The organism is Micromonospora sp. CPCC 205554, assembly GCF_036902745.1.
GTDB classification, from domain to species: domain Bacteria; phylum Actinomycetota; class Actinomycetes; order Mycobacteriales; family Micromonosporaceae; genus Micromonospora; species Micromonospora tulbaghiae.
The window spans coordinates 165,614-186,185 of sequence record NZ_JBAKHP010000008.1 but is presented as its reverse complement, the minus strand read 5'-3'; the positions used below and the strand labels follow the sequence as shown (position 1 = coordinate 186,185).

Genomic DNA, 20,572 nt, shown 5'->3' with positions numbered 1-20,572 from the left:
TGTCCGCGTGACCCAGCCTTCTCCGAACCCGACGCCGCCGCCCGCCGGACTTTCACCAGCGGGCGGCGGCTTCGCGCCGCCCGGCGGACCGGCGGTGCCCGCACAGCACACGCCGCCGGGGTACGCCGGGCCGCCCGGCTACCCGCCGCCCGGTTACCCCCCGCCCGGGTACGCCCCGGCGCCCGTCCCGCCCCCGGTGGCGCCGAACGGGCAGCCGCTGGCGGGCTTCGGCGACCGGCTGCTCGCCTATCTGATCGACACCGCCGTCGCCACGGCGGTGGCACTGGTGCTGTTCGTGCCGGTCTTCTTCCTGATCTTCTTCCGGATGATCGACCAGATCGAGCAGGCCGGCCCGGCGGGACCGGACCCGGCGACGTTCTGGACGGACGTCTTCCTGCCGCTGCTCGCCGCCGAGCTCGGGGTCCTGCTGCTGATGCTCGCCTTCTACTGGGTCTACCACGTCGAGTACGCCCGCCGGACCGGGCAGACGCTCGGCAAGAAGGTGATGAAGCTACGGATCGTCCCGGTGCAGCCGGACGCCGCGCTGACCCGGGGCATGCTCGGCAAGCGCTGGCTCGTCGAGTTCGCCGGCGGGATGTTCGTGCCGTTCCTCAACTACCTCGACGGTTTCTGGCAACTGTGGGACAAGCCCTGGCAGCAGTGCCTCCACGACAAGTTCGCCGGGACGGTCGTCGTTAAGGTTGGCCCGTGAGTTTGGAACCCGGCTGGTACGTCGACCCCGCCGACACGGAGACCCGCAGGTGGTGGGACGGCGAGGGCTGGATCGGCGCGCCGATCCCGGTCGACGTCACCCCGCCCGACGGCCCGCCGCCCGCCGAACCGGAGCCCGCGCCGGCCACCGCGACGCCCGCCGCCGACCAGCCGGCCTCCGGTCCCGGCGGCCGGCCCGACGCGATTCCGACGTCCGGCACGCCCGGCGCACCGAGTTCCTGGCCGGGTCAGCCGGGCCCGGCGAACCCGTGGCCCGGACAGCCGGGCCAGGCCGGACAGCCGGGACAGGCCGGGCCGGGTATGCAGGGACCGCCGCCGGGCTGGCCGTACCCGCACTGGCCGGGTGCACAACCGATCCCGCGCCCGCACGGACTGCCGCTGGCGTCGTACGGCGCCCGGCTGGTCGCGCGCCTGATCGACCTGGGCATCGTGTTCCTGCTCAACGCCGTGGTCAACGGCTGGTTCGTCTGGCGCTACGTCGAGGCGGTCTCCCCGTACCTGCGTGAGTCGGTGCGCCGGGCGCTCAACGGCGACACGTCCACCGAAGGGCTGCCCCAGATCGATGACCAGGCCGGCGGGCTCCAGATCGCCATCCTGGTGATCGCCACCGCGCTCTGGTACGCGTACGAGGTGCCGTCGATGGCGGCGCGCGGTCAGACCTTCGGCAAGCGGCTGATGGGCGTACGTGCGCTGCCGGTCGAGGCGGACCAGCCGCTCGGTTTCGGCCGGGCCACCCGGCGCTGGAGCACGCTCGGCCTGCCGACGCTGCTCTGGTACTGCTGCGGGCTGGGCCTGCTGCTCCAGCTCATCGACGCGATCTCGCCCCTGTTCGACCACCCGCTGCGCCAGGCCCTGCACGACAAGAGGGCGCAGACGGTGGTGGTCCAGCTCCCCCGCAAGCGTGACACCAGTACCGCCCCGCCCGAGAGCGCCGACACCCCGGGAGACACCCCATGACCGAAACCGGACGCCGCCAGCCCGCGCTGCGGCTCACCCGCGCCGACCTGGACGCGCTGCCCAACTACGTGCCCGGCCGCAGCCCGGCCGACCTGGCCCGCGAGCTGGGCCTGGCCGAGGCGATCAAGCTGGCCAGCAACGAGGTGCCGTACGGCCCGCTGCCCGGCGTGGTGGAGGCGGTCGCCGAGGCGGTCGCCGGTTCGCACCGTTACCCGGACATGGGCGTGGTGGCGCTGCGCCAGGCGCTCGCCGAGCGGTACGGCGTGGACGCCGACCGGATCGCCACCGGCTGCGGTTCGGTGGCGCTGGCCGAGCACCTGGTCCGCGCCACCTGCCTGCCCGGTGACGAGCTGCTCTACTCGTGGCGCTCCTTCGAGGCGTACCCGATCATCGCGGCGACCAGCGGCGCGACCAGCGTGCGGGTGCCGAACGACGACGGCCACGGTCACGACCTGGACGCGATGGCGGCGGCGGTGACCGACCGGACCCGGATGGTCCTGGTCTGCAACCCGAACAACCCCACCGGTACGGCGGTGCGCCGGGCCGAGCTGGACCGCTTCCTCGACGCGATGCCGGACGACGTGCTCGTGGTGATCGACGAGGCGTACCGGGAGTTCGTCACCGACCCCGAGGTGCCGGACGGCCTGACGTACCTGGACCGGCCGAACGTGGCGGTGCTGCGCACGCTGTCCAAGGCGTGGGGCCTGGCCGGCCTGCGGATCGGCTGGCTGGTCGCGGCACCGGAGGTGGCCGCCGCCGTGCGCAAGGTGGTCACCCCGTTCTCCACCAGCATGGCCGCCCAGGCCGGCGCGCTGGCCGCGCTGGCGCAGGCCGACGAGGTGGAGCGGCGCTGCGCGCTGGTCGTCGCCGAGCGGGACCGGGTCACCGAGGCGCTGCGCAAGTTCGTGCCGGACGTGCCGGACAGCCAGGCCAACTTCGTCTGGCTGCCGCTGGGCGAGCGGGCGGTGGAGTTCGGCCGGGCGTGCGAGGCGCGCGGCGTGATCGTCCGGCCGTTCCCGGGCGACGGCGTCCGGGTCACGATCGGCACCCCGGCCGAGAACGACGCGTTCCTGGCCGCCGCCGAGGCCGCGCTGGCCTGATCGCGCGCCCGGCGCCGGTCCGTCAACCCCCTACGGACCGGCGCCGGGCGTCTTCGTCCGACCGATCAGACAAGAGGACTATAGGGGCTTTTGTCCGTTTTGTGGCTTGACTCGCCAGATCAGGTCACGGCGAACAGCACCGGTTCGGCCATCAGGAAGTAGCCCTGGTCGTCGTCCTCCGGAGCCGCGCTCTCCCGCAGCCGCTCCACCGCGACGTAGCCGTCCACCGCGTACGCCCGGCCCGGCCGCCAGCCGATCCCGTCCCGTCCCAGGTCGAGCACGAACGTGGACCGGGTGGTACCGGTGAGCGGGTCGACGGTGACCAGTTCCCGCCGGTCGGTCAGCAGGTGCACCCGCCCCGGTTCGGTCGCGAGCACCCGGGCCGGATGGATGTCCGCCCGGCGCCACAGCTCCTCGCCGGTACGCGCCGAGCGCCCGACCACCACCGGGCCGGACGTGTCCACCGCCCGCTCGCCGTCCAGCACCGTGTCCGGGTGGTCCAGGCCCGGCGCGGCGGCCGGCTCGCCCGGGTCGGTCACCAGCCAGCCCCGGCTGCCCGCGCCGTCCGGCCCGGCGGTACGCAGCCCCCGGCAACCGGAGTGCCCGTCCCGGCAGCCCACCGACGTGACGACGAGCTGCTCCGGCGCGTCCGGTGGCCGCCAGCGGGTCCGCACCACACCCGTCGCCGCGTCCCGCAGCTCGACCGCGGCCGGGCCGTCGCAGCGGTCCACGCCGACCAGCTCACCGCTCGCGGTCGTGCCCACGTCGGACCGGCAGTCAGGGGCCACGTCGGCACGCCAGAGCCGCCGCCCGTCGGCGAGGTCGTAGCCGCCGAGCCCGCCCGGACCGGTCGCGAGCAGCACGGTCCGCCCCTCGGCCGTGCGCGCCACGTGCAGCCCGGCCGGATCCCAGACCGTGGCGGCGAAGGTGCGTCGCGGTTCCGGCACAGGCCCCGGCTGCGGGCCGTCGGCCCGCCAGGCCACCCGGCCGGTACGCGCGTCGAGCGCCACCAGCCGCCCGTCGGACCAGCGGCTGACCACTGTGGTCCCCTCGGCGAGCACTCCGACCAGCGTCGCCGGCCAGCGGCGGTACGACCAGAACGGGGTGACCCGGTGCCGTCCGGTGACCGGCTGGTCCGCGTACACCTGACGGGTGCCCGCGTAGACGCGGAGCCGGCCGTCCACGACGAGCGGCGCCACCGGCAGCCGCGCGAGCACCCCGGCGATCGGCGCGGGCGCCGCCGGATACGGCTTCCGGGCTGCGGTGTCGACCTCGGCGGGCGCCAGCACCCGGACGACCACAGCCACCGACGCCGCGACGGCGAGCACCGCCACCAGCGCCACCACGGCCCGCCGCCTCGCGGCCTTCGCCATCCGTCACCTCCGCCCCGGCACCCTACCGGCCGCGTGCGGGCCGGGTACGGGGAGCAGCCGGGTCGGCTCAGGCGGCCTCGGTGGATCGGGCGGGACCGGCGGCCAGCGCCAGGTCGGCCAGGTCACGCCGGAGCGCGCTCTCGACCGCGCGGGCGGCCAGGCCACCGAGGATCAGGGCCAGCACCCGCCCGTACGCCCGGGTCGGCACCGCCTCCTGCTCGACCGTGACCTCGGTGCAGCCGCGCCGCCGCCGCTCGACGGTGCGCAGCGTCCAGGTGATCCGGTAGTCCGCGCCGGCGCCACGCGAGCCGAGCACGAGGCGGCCGGGCGCGACCGCCTCGATCACCTCGAACTCCTCCGGTTCGGTGCCGTCGTCCGGCCGGACGCGGGTCTCCCGCCACACGGTGCCCGGTCCGAACCCGCCGGTACCGAGGACCTCGACCGCGTCCACCGCCGAGAGCCAGTCGGCGCGGGCCGGGAGGTCGGTGAGCAGCCGCCACAGGTCGGCGTGCTGCGCTTCGATGAATGCGGAAACCGTCACCGTCGACATGGCACCTCCCGTGTCGTACACGGTACGGGCCGTGACCGGAAACGGGGAGCCTCCCGGTGACATTTCCATCACCGGTGCCCCGGCGGGGGCACCGGTGTGGTTCGCGAGCGGTCAGCCTCCGAACGCGCCGCCACGCAGTGCGGTGACGAACGCGGCCCAGCCCGGCGGGCTCACCGCGAGCGCCGGACCGTCCGGGTCCTTCGAGTCGCGTACGCCCACCACGCCGTGCGCGGCGACCACGTTCGTGGCCACCTCGACGCAGAGACCCTGATCGTTCGAGCGGCTGCTGGTGCGCCAGACGGCACCGGTCAACTCGGTCATGCTCGGTCCTTCCTGTTCGGCTTCCGCGGGTACGCCCCCGACCCGGCACCACCCGCGGCTCCGGTCCGACCGGGAGCCGCCGTCCGGGGCGTACGTGATCCGGAGCGATCAACGCCGAAGGAAACGGCCCCGGTCGCACTACGGGTGCGACCGGGGCCGGTTCGGAAGGTCGGATGTCAGCGGGCCGGCAGGATCGTCCCGGTGACCTCGCCCAACGCGACAGTGGTGCCGTCCGGGCCGGGCGCGGTCGCGGTGATCGTCACCGTGTCGCCGTCCTCCAGGAACGTCCGCTCGCTGCCGTCGGCGAACTTGACCGGCTCGGACCCGCCCCAGGTCAGCTCCAGGAACGATCCGACCTGGCCGCGCTCCGGACCGGAGACGGTGCCGGAGGCGTAGAGGTCGCCGGTACGCAGCGACGCGCCGTTGACGGTGAGGTGCGCGAGCTGCTGGGCCGGGGTCCAGTACATGCCGGCGAACGGCGGCTCGGCGACCCACTCGCCGTTCCACTCGACCGACAGCGTCAGGTCCAGCCCGAGGTGCGGGGTGTCGCGCAGGTAGTCCTGCACCGGCGGATCCTGGTCCGGCGCGGGCACGAACGCGTCGGCCAGCGCCTCCAGCGGCGTCACCCACGCCGAGACGGAGGTGGCGAACGACTTGCCGAGGAACGGTCCGAGCGGCTGGTACTCCCACGCCTGGATGTCCCGCGCCGACCAGTCGTTGACGAGCACCACACCGAAGACGTGGTCGGCGAAGTCGGCCACCGGCACCCGCTCGCCGAGCCGGCTCGGCACGCCCACCACGAAGCCCACCTCGGCCTCGATGTCCAGCCGGACCGAGGCACCGGTGGTGGGGCCCTGCGCGCTGGCCCGCTGGCCGGTCGGGCGGATCACCGGCGTACCGGAGACGACCACGGTGCCGGCCCGGCCGTGGTAGCCGATCGGCACGTGCTTCCAGTTCGGCAGCAGCGGCGGCTGCCCGGGCCGGAAGATCTGCCCGACGTTCGAGGCGTGGTGCTCGGAGGAGTAGAAGTCGACGTAGTCGGCCACCTCGAACGGCAGCGCCATCTCGACCTCGCGCAGCGGCACGAGCAGCGGCTCGACCGCCGCCCGGTGCTCCGGCTCGGTGAGCAGCTCGACGACCCGCTGCCGGACCGCCGTCCACTGCGGGCGGCCGAGCGCCATGAAGGCGTTGAGCGCCGGCTCACCCAGCGCGCCGCCGGCCAGCACCAGACCGGCCGCCTCCGCGCCGGCCAGGTCCAGCGCGAAGTCACCGATGCGGACGCCGACACGCGGCTCACCTCCGCCGTGCCGGAACACGCCGTACGGCAGATTCGTCACCCCGTACGGCGACCCCGCCGCCCCTGGTACCCAGGTCATGCCGTGCCCGTCGGGCATGCCCTCACGGCCCTCGCTCCGCTCGGTGCGTTCGCTCATGCCGTGCCGACCGGGCATGCCCTCGCGGCCCTCGCTCCGCTCGGTGCGTTCGCTCATGCCTCGTAGCCTCCGTTCACCAGCCCCAGCCGGATCAGATCGGTCAGTGGTTCGGAGATGCTGCACGAGCCGTACCCGACCCAGAGCTGGCGCTCGGCGTCGCGGTGCGCCCGGGCCGGCTCGACCACACGTACCGGGTCGGTGGCCGCGAGCAGCTCGGCCACGGCGTCCACCTCGGCGCCCCCGACGGCGGCGAGCGTGGCGCCCAGCACGTTGACGAAACCGTGGTGGTTGAACCCGGTCTCCGGGTCGCGGTGCCGGATCGCGTGGTGCAGCCCGGCGGTGAGCTTGAACGGCAGCTTACGGTCCCGGCAGGCGCAGATCACCGCGGCCAGCTCGACCGGGGTGGGGAACAGCTCGGCGGCGAGCCCGCCGGTGCGGAACTTGGCCGCCACCGGCAGCCCGCCGGCACGTGCCTCGGCGAGCGTGTCGAGCGCGCCCATCAGCCCGAAGGTCAGCGGGATCTCGGCGTACACGGCCGCGCCGTCGAGCCGGTCGGCGAGCGCGAGCAGCTCGGACAGCCCGGGTTGCGGATCCTCGCCGCGCTTGGCGACCGGCGCCTCGATCTGCCGGGCGGTCACCCCGTCCGGCGCGAGCGCGGCCAGCGCCTGCGGGATCTGGTCCAGGCCGGTGTCGCCGATCAGCCCGATCACCAGGCCCTCGGCCGGGTCCACCAGGCCGCTCAGCGATCCGCGCTGGATCTCCGAGGCGGGCAGCAGCAGCGGGCCGACCATGTCCGCGTACCAGGCGGCGCGGTGGGTGCGGTGCGCGGTCACCGCGTCGGGCAGCGGGGCGTTGCCGGGCGGGAAGACCGCGGCGTCGTCCACCAGGCCGGAGAGGAGGCGGGGCACCTGCGTTGACACGAGACAAGAATGTACGGGACGCTACGAGGAACGGACAACAGCGTCCGATTATCGGACGCCACCGGCCGGAGAACGGGACATATCGGGAGGCGAGATGCCGTACTACCGCAGCGTCGGCGACGTGCCGCGCAAGCGCCACACCCAGTTCCGCCAGCCCGACGGCACGCTCTACGCGGAGGAACTGGTCGGCCAGGAGGGCTTCTCCTCCGACTCGTCGCTGCTCTACCACCGGCACGCGCCGACCGCGATCCTCGCCGCCGAGGAGTACGCCCCGCCCACCGTCACCCGCGTGCCGAACCTGCCGCTCAAGCCGCGCCACCTGCGCACGCACAAGCTCGACGGCACCGGCGCGGACCCGGTGCTCGGCCGGCAGTACCTGCTCGCCAACGACGACGTACGCATCGCGTACGTGCTCGCCGACCGGCCGTCGCCGCTGTTCCGCGACGCCACCGGCGACCACTGCCTCTACCTGGAGGCCGGGTCGATGCGGGTCGAGTCGCCGTTCGGCGTGCTCGACGTAGTCGCCGGCGACTACGTCGTCATCCCCACGTCGACCATCCACCGCCTGGTACCCACCGGCGACGAGCCGACCCGGCTGCTCGCCGTCGAGGCCGCCGGCCACATCGGCCCGCCCAAGCGCTACCTCTCCGTACGCGGGCAGTTCCTGGAGCACGCGCCCTACTGCGAGCGCGACGTCCGGGGACCGGACACGCCGCTGCTGGTCGACGGCGAGGAGGTGGAGGTGCTCGTCAGGCACCGGTCTCGGGCCGCAGGCCCGGGTGGCAGCGGCACAGCCTGGACGCGTCATGTTTATGCCAACCACCCGTTCGACGTGGTCGGCTGGGACGGGCACATGTACCCGTGGGCGTTCTCCATCCACGACTTCGAGCCGATCACCGGGCGGATCCACCAGCCACCGCCGGTCCACCAGACGTTCCAGGGCCCGAACTTCGTGATCTGCTCGTTCGTGCCGCGCAAGGTCGACTACCACCCGGCCGCCATCCCCGTGCCGTACAACCACCACAACGTCGACTCCGACGAGATGCTGTTCTACACCGGCGGCAACTACGAGGCCCGGCGCGGCTCCGGCATCGAGCAGGGCTCGATCTCGCTGCACCCGTCCGGCTTCACCCACGGCCCCCAGCCCGGCGCGGCCGAGCGGTCGATCGGGGCGGAGTTCTTCGACGAGCTGGCGGTCATGGTGGACACGTTCCGCCCGCTCGACCTCTGCGACGCGGCCGCCGCCTGCGAGGACGACGGCTACGCCTGGACCTGGGCGCGCAAGTCCTGACGTACGCGGAAGGGGCCGCGCCCGGCACGGACGCGGCCCCTTCGCACACGGTCGTCAGAACGTGGACGCGTCGATGACGAAGCGGTAGCGCACGTCGGAGGCGAGCACCCGCTCGTACGCCTCGTTGATCTTCTCGGCCGGGATCACCTCGATCTCGGCGCCCAGCCCGTGCTCGGCGCAGAAGTCGAGCATCTCCTGGGTCTCGGCGATGCCGCCGATGTTCGACCCGGCGAACGAGCGCCGGGCCGGGATCAGCGAGAACGCGTGCACCGACAGCGGCTTCTCCGGCGCGCCCACGTTGACGAGCGTCCCGTCCACCGCGAGCAGCCGCAGGTACGCGTCCATGTCGAGCGTCGCGCTGACCGTGTTGATGATCAGGTCGAACGAGCCGGCCAGCGTGGTGAACGTGTCCTCCTCCGAGGTCGCGTAGTAGTGGTCGGCGCCGAGCCGCAGCCCGTCCTCCCGCTTCTTCAGCGACTGGGACAGCACCGTCACCTCGGCGCCCATCGCGTGGGCCAGCTTCACGGCCATGTGGCCGAGACCGCCCATGCCGATCACCGCGACCCGGCGGCCCGGCCCGGCGTTCCAGTGCCGCAGCGGCGAGTACGTGGTGATGCCGGCGCAGAGCAGCGGCGCGGCGGCGTCCAGCTCGATGCCGTCCGGGATGCGCAGCACGAAGTCCTCGGTGACCACGATCGCCTGCGAGTAGCCGCCCTGGGTCGGCTCCCCGTCCCGGCCCACCCCGCCGTACGTGCCGGTGCTGCCCTTCAGGCAGTACTGCTCCAGCCCCTTGCGGCAGTTGTCGCACTCCCGGCAGGAGTCGACCAGGCAGCCGACGCCGACCCGGTCGCCGACGGCGAACTTCGTGACCGCGGAGCCGACCTCGCGCACCACGCCCGCGATCTCGTGACCCACCACGATCGGGTAGCGCGCCGGGCCCCACTCGCTGCGCGCGGTGTGGATGTCGGAGTGGCAGATGCCGGAGAACTTGATGTCGATGAGAACGTCGTCCGGTCCGAGATCGCGCCGCTCGATGGTGGTCGGGGCGAGCGGTTCGGTCGCGGACGTCGCCGCGTAGGCGTTGACGGTGAGCACTGGTTCCCCGCTTCCTTCAGCCGGTGTTTCCGGTCCTCCTACCCTGTCACCGGCGAGCGAACGCGGTGAATCCGGCCACCACCGACGCGGTGATCGCCCCGACCAGCGGCCACGGGCCGCCGACCAGCGCGTACACGAGCAGCAGCACCACCGCGGCGGCGGCCGCGTAGACCGGCACGACCAGGCCGCGCGACATCGCCTCCCGCAGGCCCGGCCGCCACGTCGCCGGGCGCCGCAGCAGCACCGCCACCCCGGCCACCGCCAGCACCGCGAACAGCCGGGACGCGCCCGGCGAGGCGGGGGCCAGGGCGGCGACCAGCACGCTCGCGAACAGGGACATCCCGGCCACCGACAGCAGGAGACGCCGGATGCCGGCGTCCACCGTCCGGACCGGGTCGGGGCGGGCCACCGGCAGGTCGGCCATCGCGGTCAGGTGTTCCAGCGTCTCGGCGTACCGGCGTCGTTCCAGCCGGGCCACGCCCACGTCCTGCCCCGCCTCGCCCAGCTCCGGGTCCAGCCGCAGCGCCTCCCGGTAGGCCCGCTCGGCCAGGTCGAACAGTTGCAGCCGCACCGCGACCAGGCCCAGCACCAGGTGCGCCTCCGGCTCGTCCGGCGACAGCTCCACCCCGCGCCACGCCGCGTCCAGCGCCGCCTGCCCGTTGCGCGACGCGGAGAGCAGGGCGGCGGCACTGCGCTGCGCGTACGCGTCACCCGGCGCACGCGCCAGGATCTCGTCGGCGGTGGCGGCGGCGGGCTTCCAGCGTTCGAGGTCGAGGAGGGCGAACCCGCGCGCCACGAGCGCCGGCACCGCCTCAGGGCCGGTGGTCGCCTTCTCGACGGCGGTCTCGGTGGCGGCGAGCGCCTCGGCCGGGCGGTCGGCGGCCAGGTGCATCCGGGCCAGCATGGTCAACGCGGGCAGGTGCGCCGGCTCGGTCGCGAGCAGCGCGGTGAGTTCGCCGATCCCCTCGTCGTAGCGCCCCAGCTCGGCGAGCAGGTGGGCGCGTTGCAGGTAGCCGTCGGCGGCGGACTGGTCGGGAGCGGCGTCACTCGGCATCCCGGCGAGCGTATCCGCCCGGCCCCACCGCGCGCCGGGGGTGCCCGGCGTCAGGCACTCCGGCAGGACGCGCCCGCCCGGCCGCCGCACGTCCCCAGACTGCACCACCGGCGTAGTCCGCTCTCGTCCAGGAACAGCCACCCGCACCGCCGGTCCGGGCAGACCCGAACCGTGAACCGGGCCGGGTCGGCGAGCAGTTGCGCGCCGCTGAACGCGGCGGCGTGCACCGGCAGCCGCAGCCCAGCCGCCAGGTCCGGCCACCAGCGGCCGCGTCCGTCGGCCTCACGCCGGAAGACGAGCGTACGGGCGGCGGCCTCGGCGGCCCGCGCGACCGTCTCGAAGGCCGGGCCGTCGTCCGGGTCGACCAGGCTGGCGTAGAGCGCGGCGCGGAGCGTGCGGGCCTCGTCGAGCACCGCCTCCGCCGCTCCCGGGTCACGGCGCGCGAGGTGCAGCAGACGGTTCGTGGAGACCTCGTCCACCAGCCCGACATGGCCGGCCCAGACGGCAAGGGTGCGGTAGCCGCGCAGCCACTCGGCGCCGGGCAACGGCGGCTCGTGCCTCCACCCGGCGAGGGTGTTGCAGAAGTCCAGGGCCGGGTGGCCGCCCACGCTCCACGGCAGGCTCTCGTCGCCGACCCGGATCTCGTGCATCGGCCGGGCGGCCCGGTCCAGCCGGTCGTCGCCCGCGAGCACCCGGCGCTGCACCTCCCGGAGGCGGGGCCCCGGCTCGACGCCGAAGTCGGCCGCGAGCAGGTCCCGGGTGGCGCGGTAGAGGCGCAGTGCGTCGGCCCGCCGGGCGCCCCGGTAGAGGGCGATCATCAGGACCGCCACGAGGTGTTCCCGCGTCGGGTGCTGGGCGGCCAGCGGCATCAGGTCCGCGATCGCCCGCGTGTGCCGGCCCAGCGCGAGCTGGGCCTCGGCCCGTAGTTCCACGGCGACGAGGCGAAGTTCCTCGACCGTGCCGTGCAGCCGGTCCCGCAGCTCGTCGTCCGCCGCGTCGGCGAGCAACGGCCCGCGCCAGAGGGCGAGCGCCCGGTCGAGCGACCGCACCCGCTCGGCGGGATCGGCGGTCCGCCCGGCCGCCCGGACCAACTCGGCGAACTCGTCGACGTCGACCCGGTGCCCGTCCTCCTCCACCGCGTAGCCCTCGCCCCGGGTGCTGATCAGCACCCCGTACGGGTTGAGCGAGCTCCGCAGCCGCCCGATGTACGTCTGCACCGCACTGCGCGCCGTGGCCGGCGGCCGGCCGTTCCAGAGCAGGTCGATGAGGCGGTCGGTCGGCACCACCCGGCCCACGTCGAGCAGCAGCACCCCGAGCAGGCAACGCTCCTGGCGCCGGCTGCCGACCTCGACCGGCCGGCCGTCGTGGCGGGCCTCGAACGGCCCGAGCAGGCGGAACTCCATACCGAACAGGACGACCCGGTACCGGCCCGGGGTTGTCGCCCGACGGTGATCGCGTGGTGAGGAACCCGGCCGACCGGGTCGCTTCGCCCGACGCCTGCCGCGCGATGCGGTGAGCCGGTGGTGAGCGGGCCCGGCGATGCTCGCCGCCCGGACCAGCGAGGAATGGAGTGGAACATGCGGTTCAGGATGAGTGTCGCGGTGGCGAGCGTCGTGGCGGCGGTGGTCGCGGGCCTACCGGGCTCGGCGTCCGCCGCGCCGGAGCGGCATCCCGCCCCCGGCGCCTGGGAACCCGCACCCCAGGAGCCGTTCGAGATGCCGGCGGGCGCGCGGTGCGAGTTCGCGGTACGGGTCGAGCCGATCGTGGACGAGGTGCGGAAGCTGACGATCGACACCTATCCGGACGGCGCGCCGAAGCGGGAGTTGTTCACCGGCGCTCTGATCGACCGGGTGACGAACCTGGAGACCGGCGCCACCTCGACGGCGGACGCGAGCGGCACCGCCCTCGTCGTCTACCGCCCAGACGGCTCGATGACCTGGTACGTGACCGGGCCGGTGCTGCTCGGCTTCCGGGAGAACGCCGGCACGCTGCCGAAGGGCCTGTGGATCGTCGACGGCCGGTTCCGGGTGGAGTTCTCCCCCACCTACGACAAGACCATCACGATGCTCCACGGCACGACCCACAACGTCTGCACCGACGTCGACTGATCGGGTGACGCGGTGACCGGCGTCCCCGGTCACCGCGTCAGTCGGCCGGAGCCTCGTAGACGAGGGCCACCGCGATCCCGGCCAGCCCTTCGCCGCGCCCGGTGAAACCGAGGCCGTCGGTGGTGGCCGCGGAGACGGTCACCGGCGCGCCCACCGCCTCGGAGAGCACCCGCTGCGCCTCCTCCCGGCGCGGCCCGATCTTGGGGCGGTTGCCGACGACCTGCACCGACACGTTGCCGATCCGGAAGCCCGCCGCCCGTACCCGGCGTGCGCTCTCGGTCAGCAACGCCACCCCGGACGCGCCCGCCCACTCCGGCTGGTCCACCCCGAAGTTCGCGCCCAGGTCACCGAGACCGGCGGCGGAGAGCAGGGCGTTGCAGGCGGCGTGCGCCGCCACGTCGGCGTCGGAGTGCCCGGCCAGGCCGTCCTGGTCCGGCCAGTGCAGGCCCGCGACCCAGCAGGGCCGCCCGGCCGCGAACGCGTGCACGTCGGTGCCGACAGCCACCCGAGGAACGATCATGACCAGAGGGTACGCACACCTCGGGAGAGATCTTGGTAGCAAAGGGCCCCTATGAGGGCCGTTTCGTACCACGATCCCGAAGCCGCGGTGCGGCGCGGTCAGGCGCCTGTGGTCAGGAGGTGTTCGGCCAGGGCCATGTCGAACGGGCGGGTGATCTTCAGGGCCAGCTCGGAGCCGGGTACGCAGGTCACCGGGAGCCCATGCTTCTCGACCAGGCCGGCGTCGTCGGTCAGCGTGTCACCCGCCGAGCTGTGGGCCGCCACCAGCACCGACCGGCGGAAGCCCTGCGGCGTCTGCACCGCGCGCAGCGCTGACCTGTCGACGGTGCCGAGCACCCGCTCGGTCGCGTCGACCTCTTTGATCGTGTCGACCACCGGCAGCACCGGGATCACCGCGTCGTGCCCGCCGCGGACCGCCGCGGCCACCGACTCGACCAGGTGGGGCGGGGTGAGCGCGCGGGCCGCGTCGTGCACCAGGACGATCTCCGGACCGGCTGGTACGGCCGCGAGGGCCGCCGCCACCGACTCCTGGCGTTCGGCGCCACCGGGCACCACTGTCACCGGGGCCACGGGGGCGAGCATCGCGCGTACCGCCTCGACCTCGGTCGCCGGCGCGGCCACCACGACCGTGTGCACGGAGGGGGCGGCGGCGATCCGGCGGACCGCGTGCACCAGCAGCGGCTCGCCGCCGAGCAACCGGAGTGCCTTCGGGGCGCCGGGTCCGAGGCGTACCCCGGCACCGGCCGCAGGAACGAGGACCGCGACGTCACCGCGCGGATTGAGCTGCGCGGTCACGTCGCGGTCCTCGGATTCGTTCGCTGCGGGGTGGGTAGAGGCAGAGGCGTGGATCAGGCCTCGGTCAGCACCTTGTCGAGCAGCGTCTCGGCCTCGTCCTTGGTGCTCTTCTCCGCCAGCGCGACCTCGCCGACGAGGATGTCACGAGCCTTGGCGAGCATCCGCTTCTCGCCCGCCGACAGGCCCCGCTCCCGCTCCCGGCGCCACAGGTCGCGGACGACCTCGGCCACCTTCAGCGGGTTACCGGAGGCCAGCTTCTCCAGATTCGCCTTGTAACGCCGCGACCAGTTGGTCGGCTCCTCGGTGTGCGGTGCACGGAGCACGTCGAAGACCTTGCCCAGGCCCTCTTCGCCAACCACTTCGCGCACACCCACGATCTCGGCGTTCTCGGCGGGCACCCGGACCGTCAGGTCACCCTGTGCGACCCTCAGGACGAGGTATTCCCTGGGCTCGCCCTTGATGACCCGAGTCTCGATTGCCTCGATGAGTGCGGCCCCGTGGTGGGGGTAAACAACGGTCTCGCCGACACTGAAAACCATAGGTTCGAAACCCCTTTCGCTGTGTCTAGGGTAACACGCTCAGGCACCGATGTCTCACCGCTGTCCTGACCGTTGGCGCAGCTCAGGGGCCCTGTGAGAGGTATTTCTTCGGCTTGACAGGCGGTCAAACCGATGCTTTCGACACGCTCCGTGAGGAACACGTGACAACCCGGTAACGGGTGACGGGAGCGTCCAGATCTAGGGCGATGCGCTCCTTCCATGGTAGCTCCGCAACTCGGTCCGCGCCCAGGTGTGGCGTTACGGCGGCCGGTGCGGGACGCTGGTGAGGGACGTGACGTCCGCTCACCGAGACGTTCCTGGGGGTCCGATGGGCGTGCCTGACGCTGACGGCCAGGGGCCGCCGGACGGGCTGCCCGGCCTGCCCCCGGAGTGGGGCCGGGTGGTCGTCCCGGACGACGCCTCGGCGCTCGCCGACGAGGCCCGGCAGGTCCGCCGGGAGCTGCGCCGCGCGCGGCAGGGCTCCGGCCGGCCCGACGGTCCGGCCCGCCTCGGGCTGCCGGCGTTGATCCTGCTCGTGTCGGTGCTGGTCACGATCGCCGGGCTGGCCGCCGTCACCTGGCCGCGTACCACCCGGTCCGGCGCGCCGACGGTGCTCCCCCGCTCCACCGCCGCGCCGCAACCGGTCGGCCCGCTGCCCGCACTGGACCTGGTCGGCGCGGGCGACACGCCGGTACCGCTGCGCAGCCTGCTGCCCGCCATGATCATCCTGGTCGACGCCTGTTCCTGCGCCGAGCAGGTCGGCACCGCGGCGCGCGCCGCCCCGCCCGGCGTCACTGTGGTCACCGTGACCGAGGGCCGCAGCGCCGGGCCCGCGACCGTCCCCGGGGTACGCCCGCTCGGCGACCCGGCCGGCGGGCTGCGCTCCTACCTGCACCTGTCGCCCCACCCCGGCACCGCCGCGGCGCTGCTCGTCGACCGGCAGGGCTCGCTGGTGCGGGTGGTGCCGGAACTGGGCCCGCTGTCGGACTACGGCGCCGACCTGACCCGGCTGGGCGGCTGACGGGCCGGCCCGAGAACGCCGGCTCGGCGGCTGAGACGCCGCCCCGAGAACACGACCGGGACGGCTGAGCCGCCGGCGCCGGGCGCGCGAACGTGGTCAGTAGAGCGCTTCGAGCCGGGCGTCCAGCTCGGCCCGGCCGCGTACAACGGTGAACCGCACCAGCACCGGCGCGCCGGTCCCGCCCAGCAAGGGCAGCTCCAGTCGGCCACCGCACCGGAGGAACCGACGTGCGTCGCCGGACCCGGCACCGGAAAGCTGCACGGCGACCGCCCCGTCCCCGGAGCAGCTCACCGACAGGCGGTAGTCGTCGCCCCGCGAGGGATTCACCTGCCGTACGACAGGCGGCCCGCCCGGCGTCAGCGCGGACGTCTCCCGCCACACCACGTGCGACACCTGGAGCACGCGCGCCGTGTCGTCCGCCTCCACCCGCATCACCACCGACCGGTCCGGCTCGGTGGCCGGCGCACGGCCTGCCCTGAGCGTCGGATCGCGCCCCGGGCGTGCCGGCCAGGCGTCACCGGTCGACGGATCGACCCGCCAGGTGCGGGAGATCGGTTCGGCGCTCGGAGACGGCGCCGGCACTGCCGTGGCCGCACCCGGCTCCGGTGCCGCCGACCGCCACCAGGCCGCCCCGGCCAGCAGCGACAGAACGGTCAGGACGGTCAGCAGCGCCCGCCCGTCCCGCTCCTCGGAGGCCATGACGGCAGCGTATCCGCGCGGCCCGGGCAGGGCGAGCCGTCAGCCCACCCGTTCCAGCAGCACCGCGTAGAGCGTCAGCCCCGGGCCGAACGCGAGCATCACCACCCAGCGCGGCGGCGACGGCTCCGTACGCCACAGCCGGTCCAGGATCAGCAGCACCGTCGGCGACGAGCAGTTGCCGTGCTCGGCGAGCGTCCCCCGGGACGCGGCGAGCCCGTCCGGCGGCAGCGCCAGCTCACGCTCCACCACGTTGAGGATCCGCGGCCCGCCCGGGTGCACCGCCCAGCCGTCCACGTCGGAACGCTCGCACCCGTGCCGGGCCAGCAGGTCGTCGACCAGATCCTGCACGTGCCGGGAGAGGACCTGCGGCACCTTCGGCGACAGCCCCATCCGGAAACCGGTGTCGGTGACGTCCCAGGTCATGTGGTCGGCAGTGGAGGTGTCGGTGACCGAGGTGACCTCGCGCAGCGCGTACCCCCGGCCGCCGGGGACGACCACGGCGGCGACCGCGGCGTCCGAGAACAGCGCGTGGGAGACGATCTGCTGGGTGTCCACCCGGGCACCCGGCGGCTGGATGTGCAGGCTGGTCAGCTCCGCGCAGAGCAGCAGCGCGGGCCGACCCCGGGCGGTGACGAAGTCGCTCGCCGCGCCCAGCCCGGGCAGGGCCGCGTAGCAGCCCATGTGCCCGACGAACATGCGCTGGGTGCTCGGGGACATGCCCAGGTCCCGGGCCAGCAGGATGTCCAGCCCCGGGGTGGCGTACCCGGTGCACGAGCAGACGATGAACAGCCCGACGTCGGCGGCGTCCAGGCCGGCGGCGGTGAGTGCCCGGCTGACCGCCTCCTTGCCCAGCGGAAGCGCCTCGACCTGGTAGCGGCGCATCCGGCGCTCGGTGGGCCACTCCGAGACGTCCTCCAGCAGCGGATTCACCGCCGCCTGCCGCCGGGTCACACCCGAGTTCGCGAAGATCCGCTCGGCCAGCGCCCGGGTGTTCCCCTGGAAGTGCCCCGCGAAGAAGCCCGTCCACAGTTCGTCCTGCATCGCGGCCGGCGGTTGCGCCGTACCCAGACCCGCGATCACCGGTATGCCCACGTCCCCCACCCCTCGCCCTTCACTCGCACCTCGCGCTCACCGTGCCGCCTTTCGTTCGCGACCGCGGGGCTCGCAAACCCGGCTCACTCCTCGCGCTCACCAACGAGGGAGCGCGCTGTCCCGGTCCGGGTCGCCGCCGAGTGCGGCGATGCCGAGCCAGTCGGCGCACACGTCGGACGTGGCCGGATGCAGCGAGCCGCAGCGGGCGTCCCGGTAGAGCCGCTCCAGCGGATGCCCGCGCCGGGTCGCCGACGTGCCCGCCGCCTCCAGCATCGAGGCCGCCACCTCGGCGGCCGTCGTGCCCGCCAGCAGCTTGGCCCGCCACACCCAGCGGTTCGTCTCCGCGTCCCCGGGCGCCTCGTCGACCCGGCGGGCCGCCTCGGCGACCACCAGTTCGGCGGCGGCCGTGGCCGCGTCGGCCCGGCCCAGGCGGGCCCGGACCGCGGGCAGGCCGGCGAGGTTGCGGGCGTTGAGGTGCTCGGCCGCGGCGTCGATGGCGGCCCGCGCCACGCCGACGTAGACCGCCGCGTAGCTCGCCACCAGCCAGTGCGGCATGAGCTGGGCGACGACCAGGGCGAGCCCTTCGACGCCGCCGAGCAGCCGGTCGGCCGGGACGGTCACGTCCAGGTGCACGTCGTGCGAGGACGTGGCGCGCATGCCGAGCGAGTCCCAGGTGGGCTCGACGGTGATCCCGTCCCCGGCCGGCACCAGGAACTGCGACACCACCGACTGGTCCGCGGCGCTGCGGGCGGCCACCAGGTAGCCGTCCGGATGGCCGGCGCCGGAGCAGAACGTCTTGCTGCCCTTGATGTGCCAGCCGCCCTCGACCGGCTCGTAGACGGTGCTGAGCTGGGACAGCCGGGCACCGGCGCCGCGTTCGCTCATCGCGACCGCGTACCAGGCGCCGTCGGCTGCCGCGCGCAGCAGCCGGTCCCGCGCCGCCAGCGCCTCGTCCGGTACGCCGAGCGCCTCGGCCAGCTCCTCGGTGACCGCGCCCAGCGCGCCGGTGACCGAGGCGTGCATGTTGAACACCAGCGCGGTCGCGCCGTTGCCCCGGGCCAGTTCGGTGGCGACCGCGGCGTACTCCGCGAAGCTCGCGCCCGCACCGCCCAGCTCGGGCGGCACCATCAGGCCGAACAGCCCGGCCGCCCGCAGGTCCGCGAAGTCGTCCACGGGGAACGAGCCGTCCCGGTCGTGCTCGGCCGCGCGGGCGGCCAGTCGCGGCGCCAACCGGCGAGCCGCCTCCAGCGCGTGCACAGTCATGTCGCCCCCTCCTCGCGTCCTTTACCCCGGGCGGCCCCGGCTACCCGCCCCGGCGCCCCCAGCCCTGGTACAGCACCGCCGTCGACCGGGTCGGCACGATGCGTGGTTCGGTCCGGCCCGGACGGTCACCGCCGCGCATGCGGCGCAGCAGCCAGGCCAGCGTGCCGCCCAGCTCCGGGCGAACCCCGCGCACCGTCAGCGACACGCCGTGCCGGGCACACTCGGCGACGAGCGCGCGGGCGTCGACGAACAACCGTGGATCGTGAATGCCGCGTGGCACGGTGGGCAGCCGTTCGCCCAGCTCCACCGCGACCAGCCGGGCCAGCAGCGTGTCGTTGAGCGTGTCCAGCACCAGCAGGCCGCCCGGGCGCAGCAGACGGCACGCCTCGGCGACCGCCCGCCGCCAGTCCGGCACGTGTTCCAGCAGTTCCCCGGCGGAGACCACCGCCGCGCAGCCGTCGGCCAGCGGCACCGCCGTCGCGTCGGCCTGGACCACCGTTACTCCGTGCGCGGCGGCCTGGTCGAGCGCGGAGCGGGTCAGGTCCACCCCGACGTGGCGGTAGCCCTTGCCGGCCAGGTGCGGCGCCAGCAGCCCGGCGCCGCAGCCCAGGTCGGCGAGCAGATCGTCCGGGGTGGACGCAGCGGGCACCAGAGACGCCCGGGCGCGGGCCAGCCAGTGCAGCATCGCGAACGCGCCGTCCGGCCGCCACCACTCGCCGGCCAGGTCGTCGTACTGCCGGGGGTCGTTCGGCGGCAGCACCCGGTACGGAGTGGACACCGGCGACGCGTCGGGCATGCGTCGAGCGTGGCACGACTGCCCGGTAACGACCAGACTTCCCTTATGTCGACACGGGTGTTAGGGCTGCTCAGGGCGAGCCATCCGGAGCCCGCCGCGGCGGTCACAGTCGTCGCCGCTCTGCTCGCCGCCGGTGTCGGGCACTCCGCGGCGGGCGTGGTGACGGTGGCGCTGACGGTGCTGGCCAGCCAGCTCGCGGTGGGGTGGAGCAACGACCTGATCGACGCCGAGCGGGACGCCGCGGTGGGGCGTACCGACAAACCGGTGACCACCGGCGAGGTCACCCGGCCGACGCTGGCCCGGGCCACCGCGGTGGCCGCCGTCGCCGTGCCGGTGCTGGCGCTGGCCGGCGGCCCGGCCGCGGCGGCCTGCGCCACGCTGGGCCTGGTCTCCGCGCTGCTCTACAACCGGCCGCTGAAGTCGACGCCGGTGTCGGTGCTGCCCTACGCGGTCTCGTTCGGCGCGCTGCCCGCGTTCGTGGTGCTCGCGCTGCCCGGCTCGCCGGTGCCCCCGGCCTGGCTGGTGGCCGCCGCCGCGCTGCTCGGCGCCGGGGCGCACTTCGCCAACGTGCTGCCGGACCTGGCCGACGACGCCCGGACGGGGGTACGCGGCCTGCCGCACCGGTTCGGGCCGGTGGGCAGCCGACTGGCCGCCGCCGGGCTGCTGCTCGCGGCCACCGTCGCGCTGGTCCTCGGCCCGCCCGGGCCGCCGTCGTGGACCGGCCTGTCGGCGGTCGCCGCCGCCGTCGCCGTCCCGGCGGTCGGCTGGTACGCGGGACGCGCGACCGCCGGACGCTCGGCGACCGCCTTCCGGGCGGTGCTGGTGGTGGCGCTCATCGATGTGGTGCTGCTGGTGACGAGCGGCCGGCTGGTCTGAGGAGTCCCCTCCGAGGTGGCATTGCCGGGTCCGCGTGC

General features: G+C 74.4%; 22 protein-coding genes. 7 read left to right on the top strand and 15 right to left on the bottom strand.

What is annotated here, in order from left to right; translation table 11 throughout:
- The first annotated feature begins 7 nt into the window (after positions 1-7).
- Genes V6U82_RS14065 through hisC form a run of 3 tightly spaced genes read left to right on the top strand, consistent with a single transcriptional unit; the run spans position 8 to position 2,789 of the window.
- A complete protein-coding gene (locus V6U82_RS14065) occupies positions 8-712 on the top strand; it encodes an RDD family protein (RefSeq protein WP_334461261.1) in 705 nt (234 codons plus the stop codon).
- Positions 709-1,689: an RDD family protein gene (locus tag V6U82_RS14060; RefSeq protein ID WP_334461259.1), complete on the top strand. Its 981-nt coding sequence runs from the start codon at positions 709-711 to the stop codon at positions 1,687-1,689. Before V6U82_RS14065 ends, V6U82_RS14060 begins: the two co-directional genes overlap by 4 nt.
- The gene (gene hisC / locus V6U82_RS14055) at positions 1,686-2,789 is read left to right on the top strand and encodes a histidinol-phosphate transaminase (RefSeq protein ID WP_334461258.1); all 1,104 of its coding nucleotides are present in this window, start codon (positions 1,686-1,688) and stop codon (positions 2,787-2,789) included. Before V6U82_RS14060 ends, hisC begins: the two co-directional genes overlap by 4 nt.
- Before the next feature lie 119 nt (positions 2,790-2,908).
- On the opposite strand, the gene V6U82_RS14050 is transcribed toward hisC, so the two are convergent.
- The 5 genes from V6U82_RS14050 to V6U82_RS14030 form a co-directional block, all read right to left on the bottom strand.
- Positions 2,909-4,162: an outer membrane protein assembly factor BamB family protein gene (locus tag V6U82_RS14050; RefSeq protein WP_334461256.1), complete on the bottom strand. Its 1,254-nt coding sequence runs from the start codon at positions 4,160-4,162 to the stop codon at positions 2,909-2,911.
- Positions 4,163-4,229: 67 nt separating this feature from the next.
- The gene (locus V6U82_RS14045) at positions 4,230-4,712 is read right to left on the bottom strand and encodes an SRPBCC family protein (protein WP_334461254.1); all 483 of its coding nucleotides are present in this window, start codon (positions 4,710-4,712) and stop codon (positions 4,230-4,232) included.
- A 111-nt stretch (positions 4,713-4,823) separates the two neighbouring features.
- On the bottom strand, positions 4,824-5,033 hold the full coding sequence (locus tag V6U82_RS14040) for a DUF397 domain-containing protein (protein WP_128137238.1): 210 nt from the start codon (positions 5,031-5,033) through the stop codon (positions 4,824-4,826).
- Positions 5,034-5,209: 176 nt separating this feature from the next.
- On the bottom strand, positions 5,210-6,409 hold the full coding sequence (gene fahA, locus V6U82_RS14035) for a fumarylacetoacetase (protein ID WP_334461400.1): 1,200 nt from the start codon (positions 6,407-6,409) through the stop codon (positions 5,210-5,212).
- A 110-nt stretch (positions 6,410-6,519) separates the two neighbouring features.
- A complete protein-coding gene (locus V6U82_RS14030; protein ID WP_181726580.1) occupies positions 6,520-7,386 on the bottom strand; it encodes a hypothetical protein in 867 nt (288 codons plus the stop codon).
- 94 nt (positions 7,387-7,480) lie between these two features.
- Between V6U82_RS14030 and V6U82_RS14025 the strand changes: the two genes are divergently transcribed.
- Positions 7,481-8,677, top strand: coding sequence for a homogentisate 1,2-dioxygenase (locus V6U82_RS14025; protein WP_334461253.1), 1,197 nt, complete (start codon positions 7,481-7,483; stop codon positions 8,675-8,677).
- A gap of 54 nt (positions 8,678-8,731) precedes the next feature.
- Here the strand turns inward: V6U82_RS14025 and V6U82_RS14020 are convergent, their stop codons facing one another.
- The 3 genes from V6U82_RS14020 to V6U82_RS14010 are packed head-to-tail and all read right to left on the bottom strand — an operon-like array spanning position 8,732 to position 12,229.
- Positions 8,732-9,772: an NAD(P)-dependent alcohol dehydrogenase gene (locus tag V6U82_RS14020; RefSeq protein ID WP_334461251.1), complete on the bottom strand. Its 1,041-nt coding sequence runs from the start codon at positions 9,770-9,772 to the stop codon at positions 8,732-8,734.
- 46 nt (positions 9,773-9,818) lie between these two features.
- Positions 9,819-10,826: a tetratricopeptide repeat protein gene (locus V6U82_RS14015; RefSeq protein WP_334461249.1), complete on the bottom strand. Its 1,008-nt coding sequence runs from the start codon at positions 10,824-10,826 to the stop codon at positions 9,819-9,821.
- A gap of 50 nt (positions 10,827-10,876) precedes the next feature.
- Positions 10,877-12,229 (bottom strand): BTAD domain-containing putative transcriptional regulator, encoded by a 1,353-nt coding sequence (locus tag V6U82_RS14010; protein ID WP_334461246.1) that lies wholly within the window; start codon positions 12,227-12,229, stop codon positions 10,877-10,879.
- A gap of 174 nt (positions 12,230-12,403) precedes the next feature.
- Between V6U82_RS14010 and V6U82_RS14005 the strand changes: the two genes are divergently transcribed.
- Entirely contained in the window at positions 12,404-12,934 is a 531-nt protein-coding gene (locus V6U82_RS14005) for a hypothetical protein (RefSeq protein WP_334461244.1), read from the top strand.
- A 37-nt stretch (positions 12,935-12,971) separates the two neighbouring features.
- Here V6U82_RS14005 and ispF read toward each other — a convergent pair whose 3' ends face one another.
- The 3 genes from ispF to V6U82_RS13990 all read right to left on the bottom strand — a co-directional run bounded on the left by ispF (position 12,972) and on the right by V6U82_RS13990 (position 14,787).
- Complete coding sequence (ispF, locus tag V6U82_RS14000; RefSeq protein WP_043327925.1) at positions 12,972-13,454, bottom strand: 2-C-methyl-D-erythritol 2,4-cyclodiphosphate synthase; 483 nt, start codon at positions 13,452-13,454, stop codon at positions 12,972-12,974.
- 98 nt (positions 13,455-13,552) lie between these two features.
- Positions 13,553-14,248: a 2-C-methyl-D-erythritol 4-phosphate cytidylyltransferase gene (gene ispD / locus V6U82_RS13995; RefSeq protein ID WP_128137241.1), complete on the bottom strand. Its 696-nt coding sequence runs from the start codon at positions 14,246-14,248 to the stop codon at positions 13,553-13,555.
- Between the two features lie 53 nt (positions 14,249-14,301).
- Positions 14,302-14,787 carry a CarD family transcriptional regulator gene (locus tag V6U82_RS13990; RefSeq protein WP_013288937.1) on the bottom strand — a complete coding sequence of 162 codons (486 nt, stop codon included), beginning with the start codon at positions 14,785-14,787 and terminating at the stop codon, positions 14,302-14,304.
- A gap of 328 nt (positions 14,788-15,115) precedes the next feature.
- Between V6U82_RS13990 and V6U82_RS13985 the strand changes: the two genes are divergently transcribed.
- Positions 15,116-15,808, top strand: coding sequence for a hypothetical protein (locus V6U82_RS13985; RefSeq protein WP_334461239.1), 693 nt, complete (start codon positions 15,116-15,118; stop codon positions 15,806-15,808).
- Positions 15,809-15,904: 96 nt separating this feature from the next.
- Here V6U82_RS13985 and V6U82_RS13980 read toward each other — a convergent pair whose 3' ends face one another.
- The 4 genes from V6U82_RS13980 to V6U82_RS13965 all read right to left on the bottom strand — a co-directional run bounded on the left by V6U82_RS13980 (position 15,905) and on the right by V6U82_RS13965 (position 19,658).
- On the bottom strand, positions 15,905-16,507 hold the full coding sequence (locus V6U82_RS13980; RefSeq protein WP_334461236.1) for a hypothetical protein: 603 nt from the start codon (positions 16,505-16,507) through the stop codon (positions 15,905-15,907).
- Positions 16,508-16,546: 39 nt separating this feature from the next.
- Positions 16,547-17,599 carry a type III polyketide synthase gene (locus V6U82_RS13975; RefSeq protein ID WP_121685905.1) on the bottom strand — a complete coding sequence of 351 codons (1,053 nt, stop codon included), beginning with the start codon at positions 17,597-17,599 and terminating at the stop codon, positions 16,547-16,549.
- A 96-nt stretch (positions 17,600-17,695) separates the two neighbouring features.
- The gene (locus V6U82_RS13970) at positions 17,696-18,862 is read right to left on the bottom strand and encodes an acyl-CoA dehydrogenase family protein (RefSeq protein WP_334461234.1); all 1,167 of its coding nucleotides are present in this window, start codon (positions 18,860-18,862) and stop codon (positions 17,696-17,698) included.
- 40 nt (positions 18,863-18,902) lie between these two features.
- Positions 18,903-19,658 (bottom strand): methyltransferase domain-containing protein, encoded by a 756-nt coding sequence (locus V6U82_RS13965; RefSeq protein WP_334461231.1) that lies wholly within the window; start codon positions 19,656-19,658, stop codon positions 18,903-18,905.
- Between the two features lie 45 nt (positions 19,659-19,703).
- Between V6U82_RS13965 and V6U82_RS13960 the strand changes: the two genes are divergently transcribed.
- Positions 19,704-20,534 carry a UbiA family prenyltransferase gene (locus tag V6U82_RS13960; protein WP_334461229.1) on the top strand — a complete coding sequence of 277 codons (831 nt, stop codon included), beginning with the start codon at positions 19,704-19,706 and terminating at the stop codon, positions 20,532-20,534.
- The last annotated feature ends 38 nt before the right edge of the window (positions 20,535-20,572 follow it).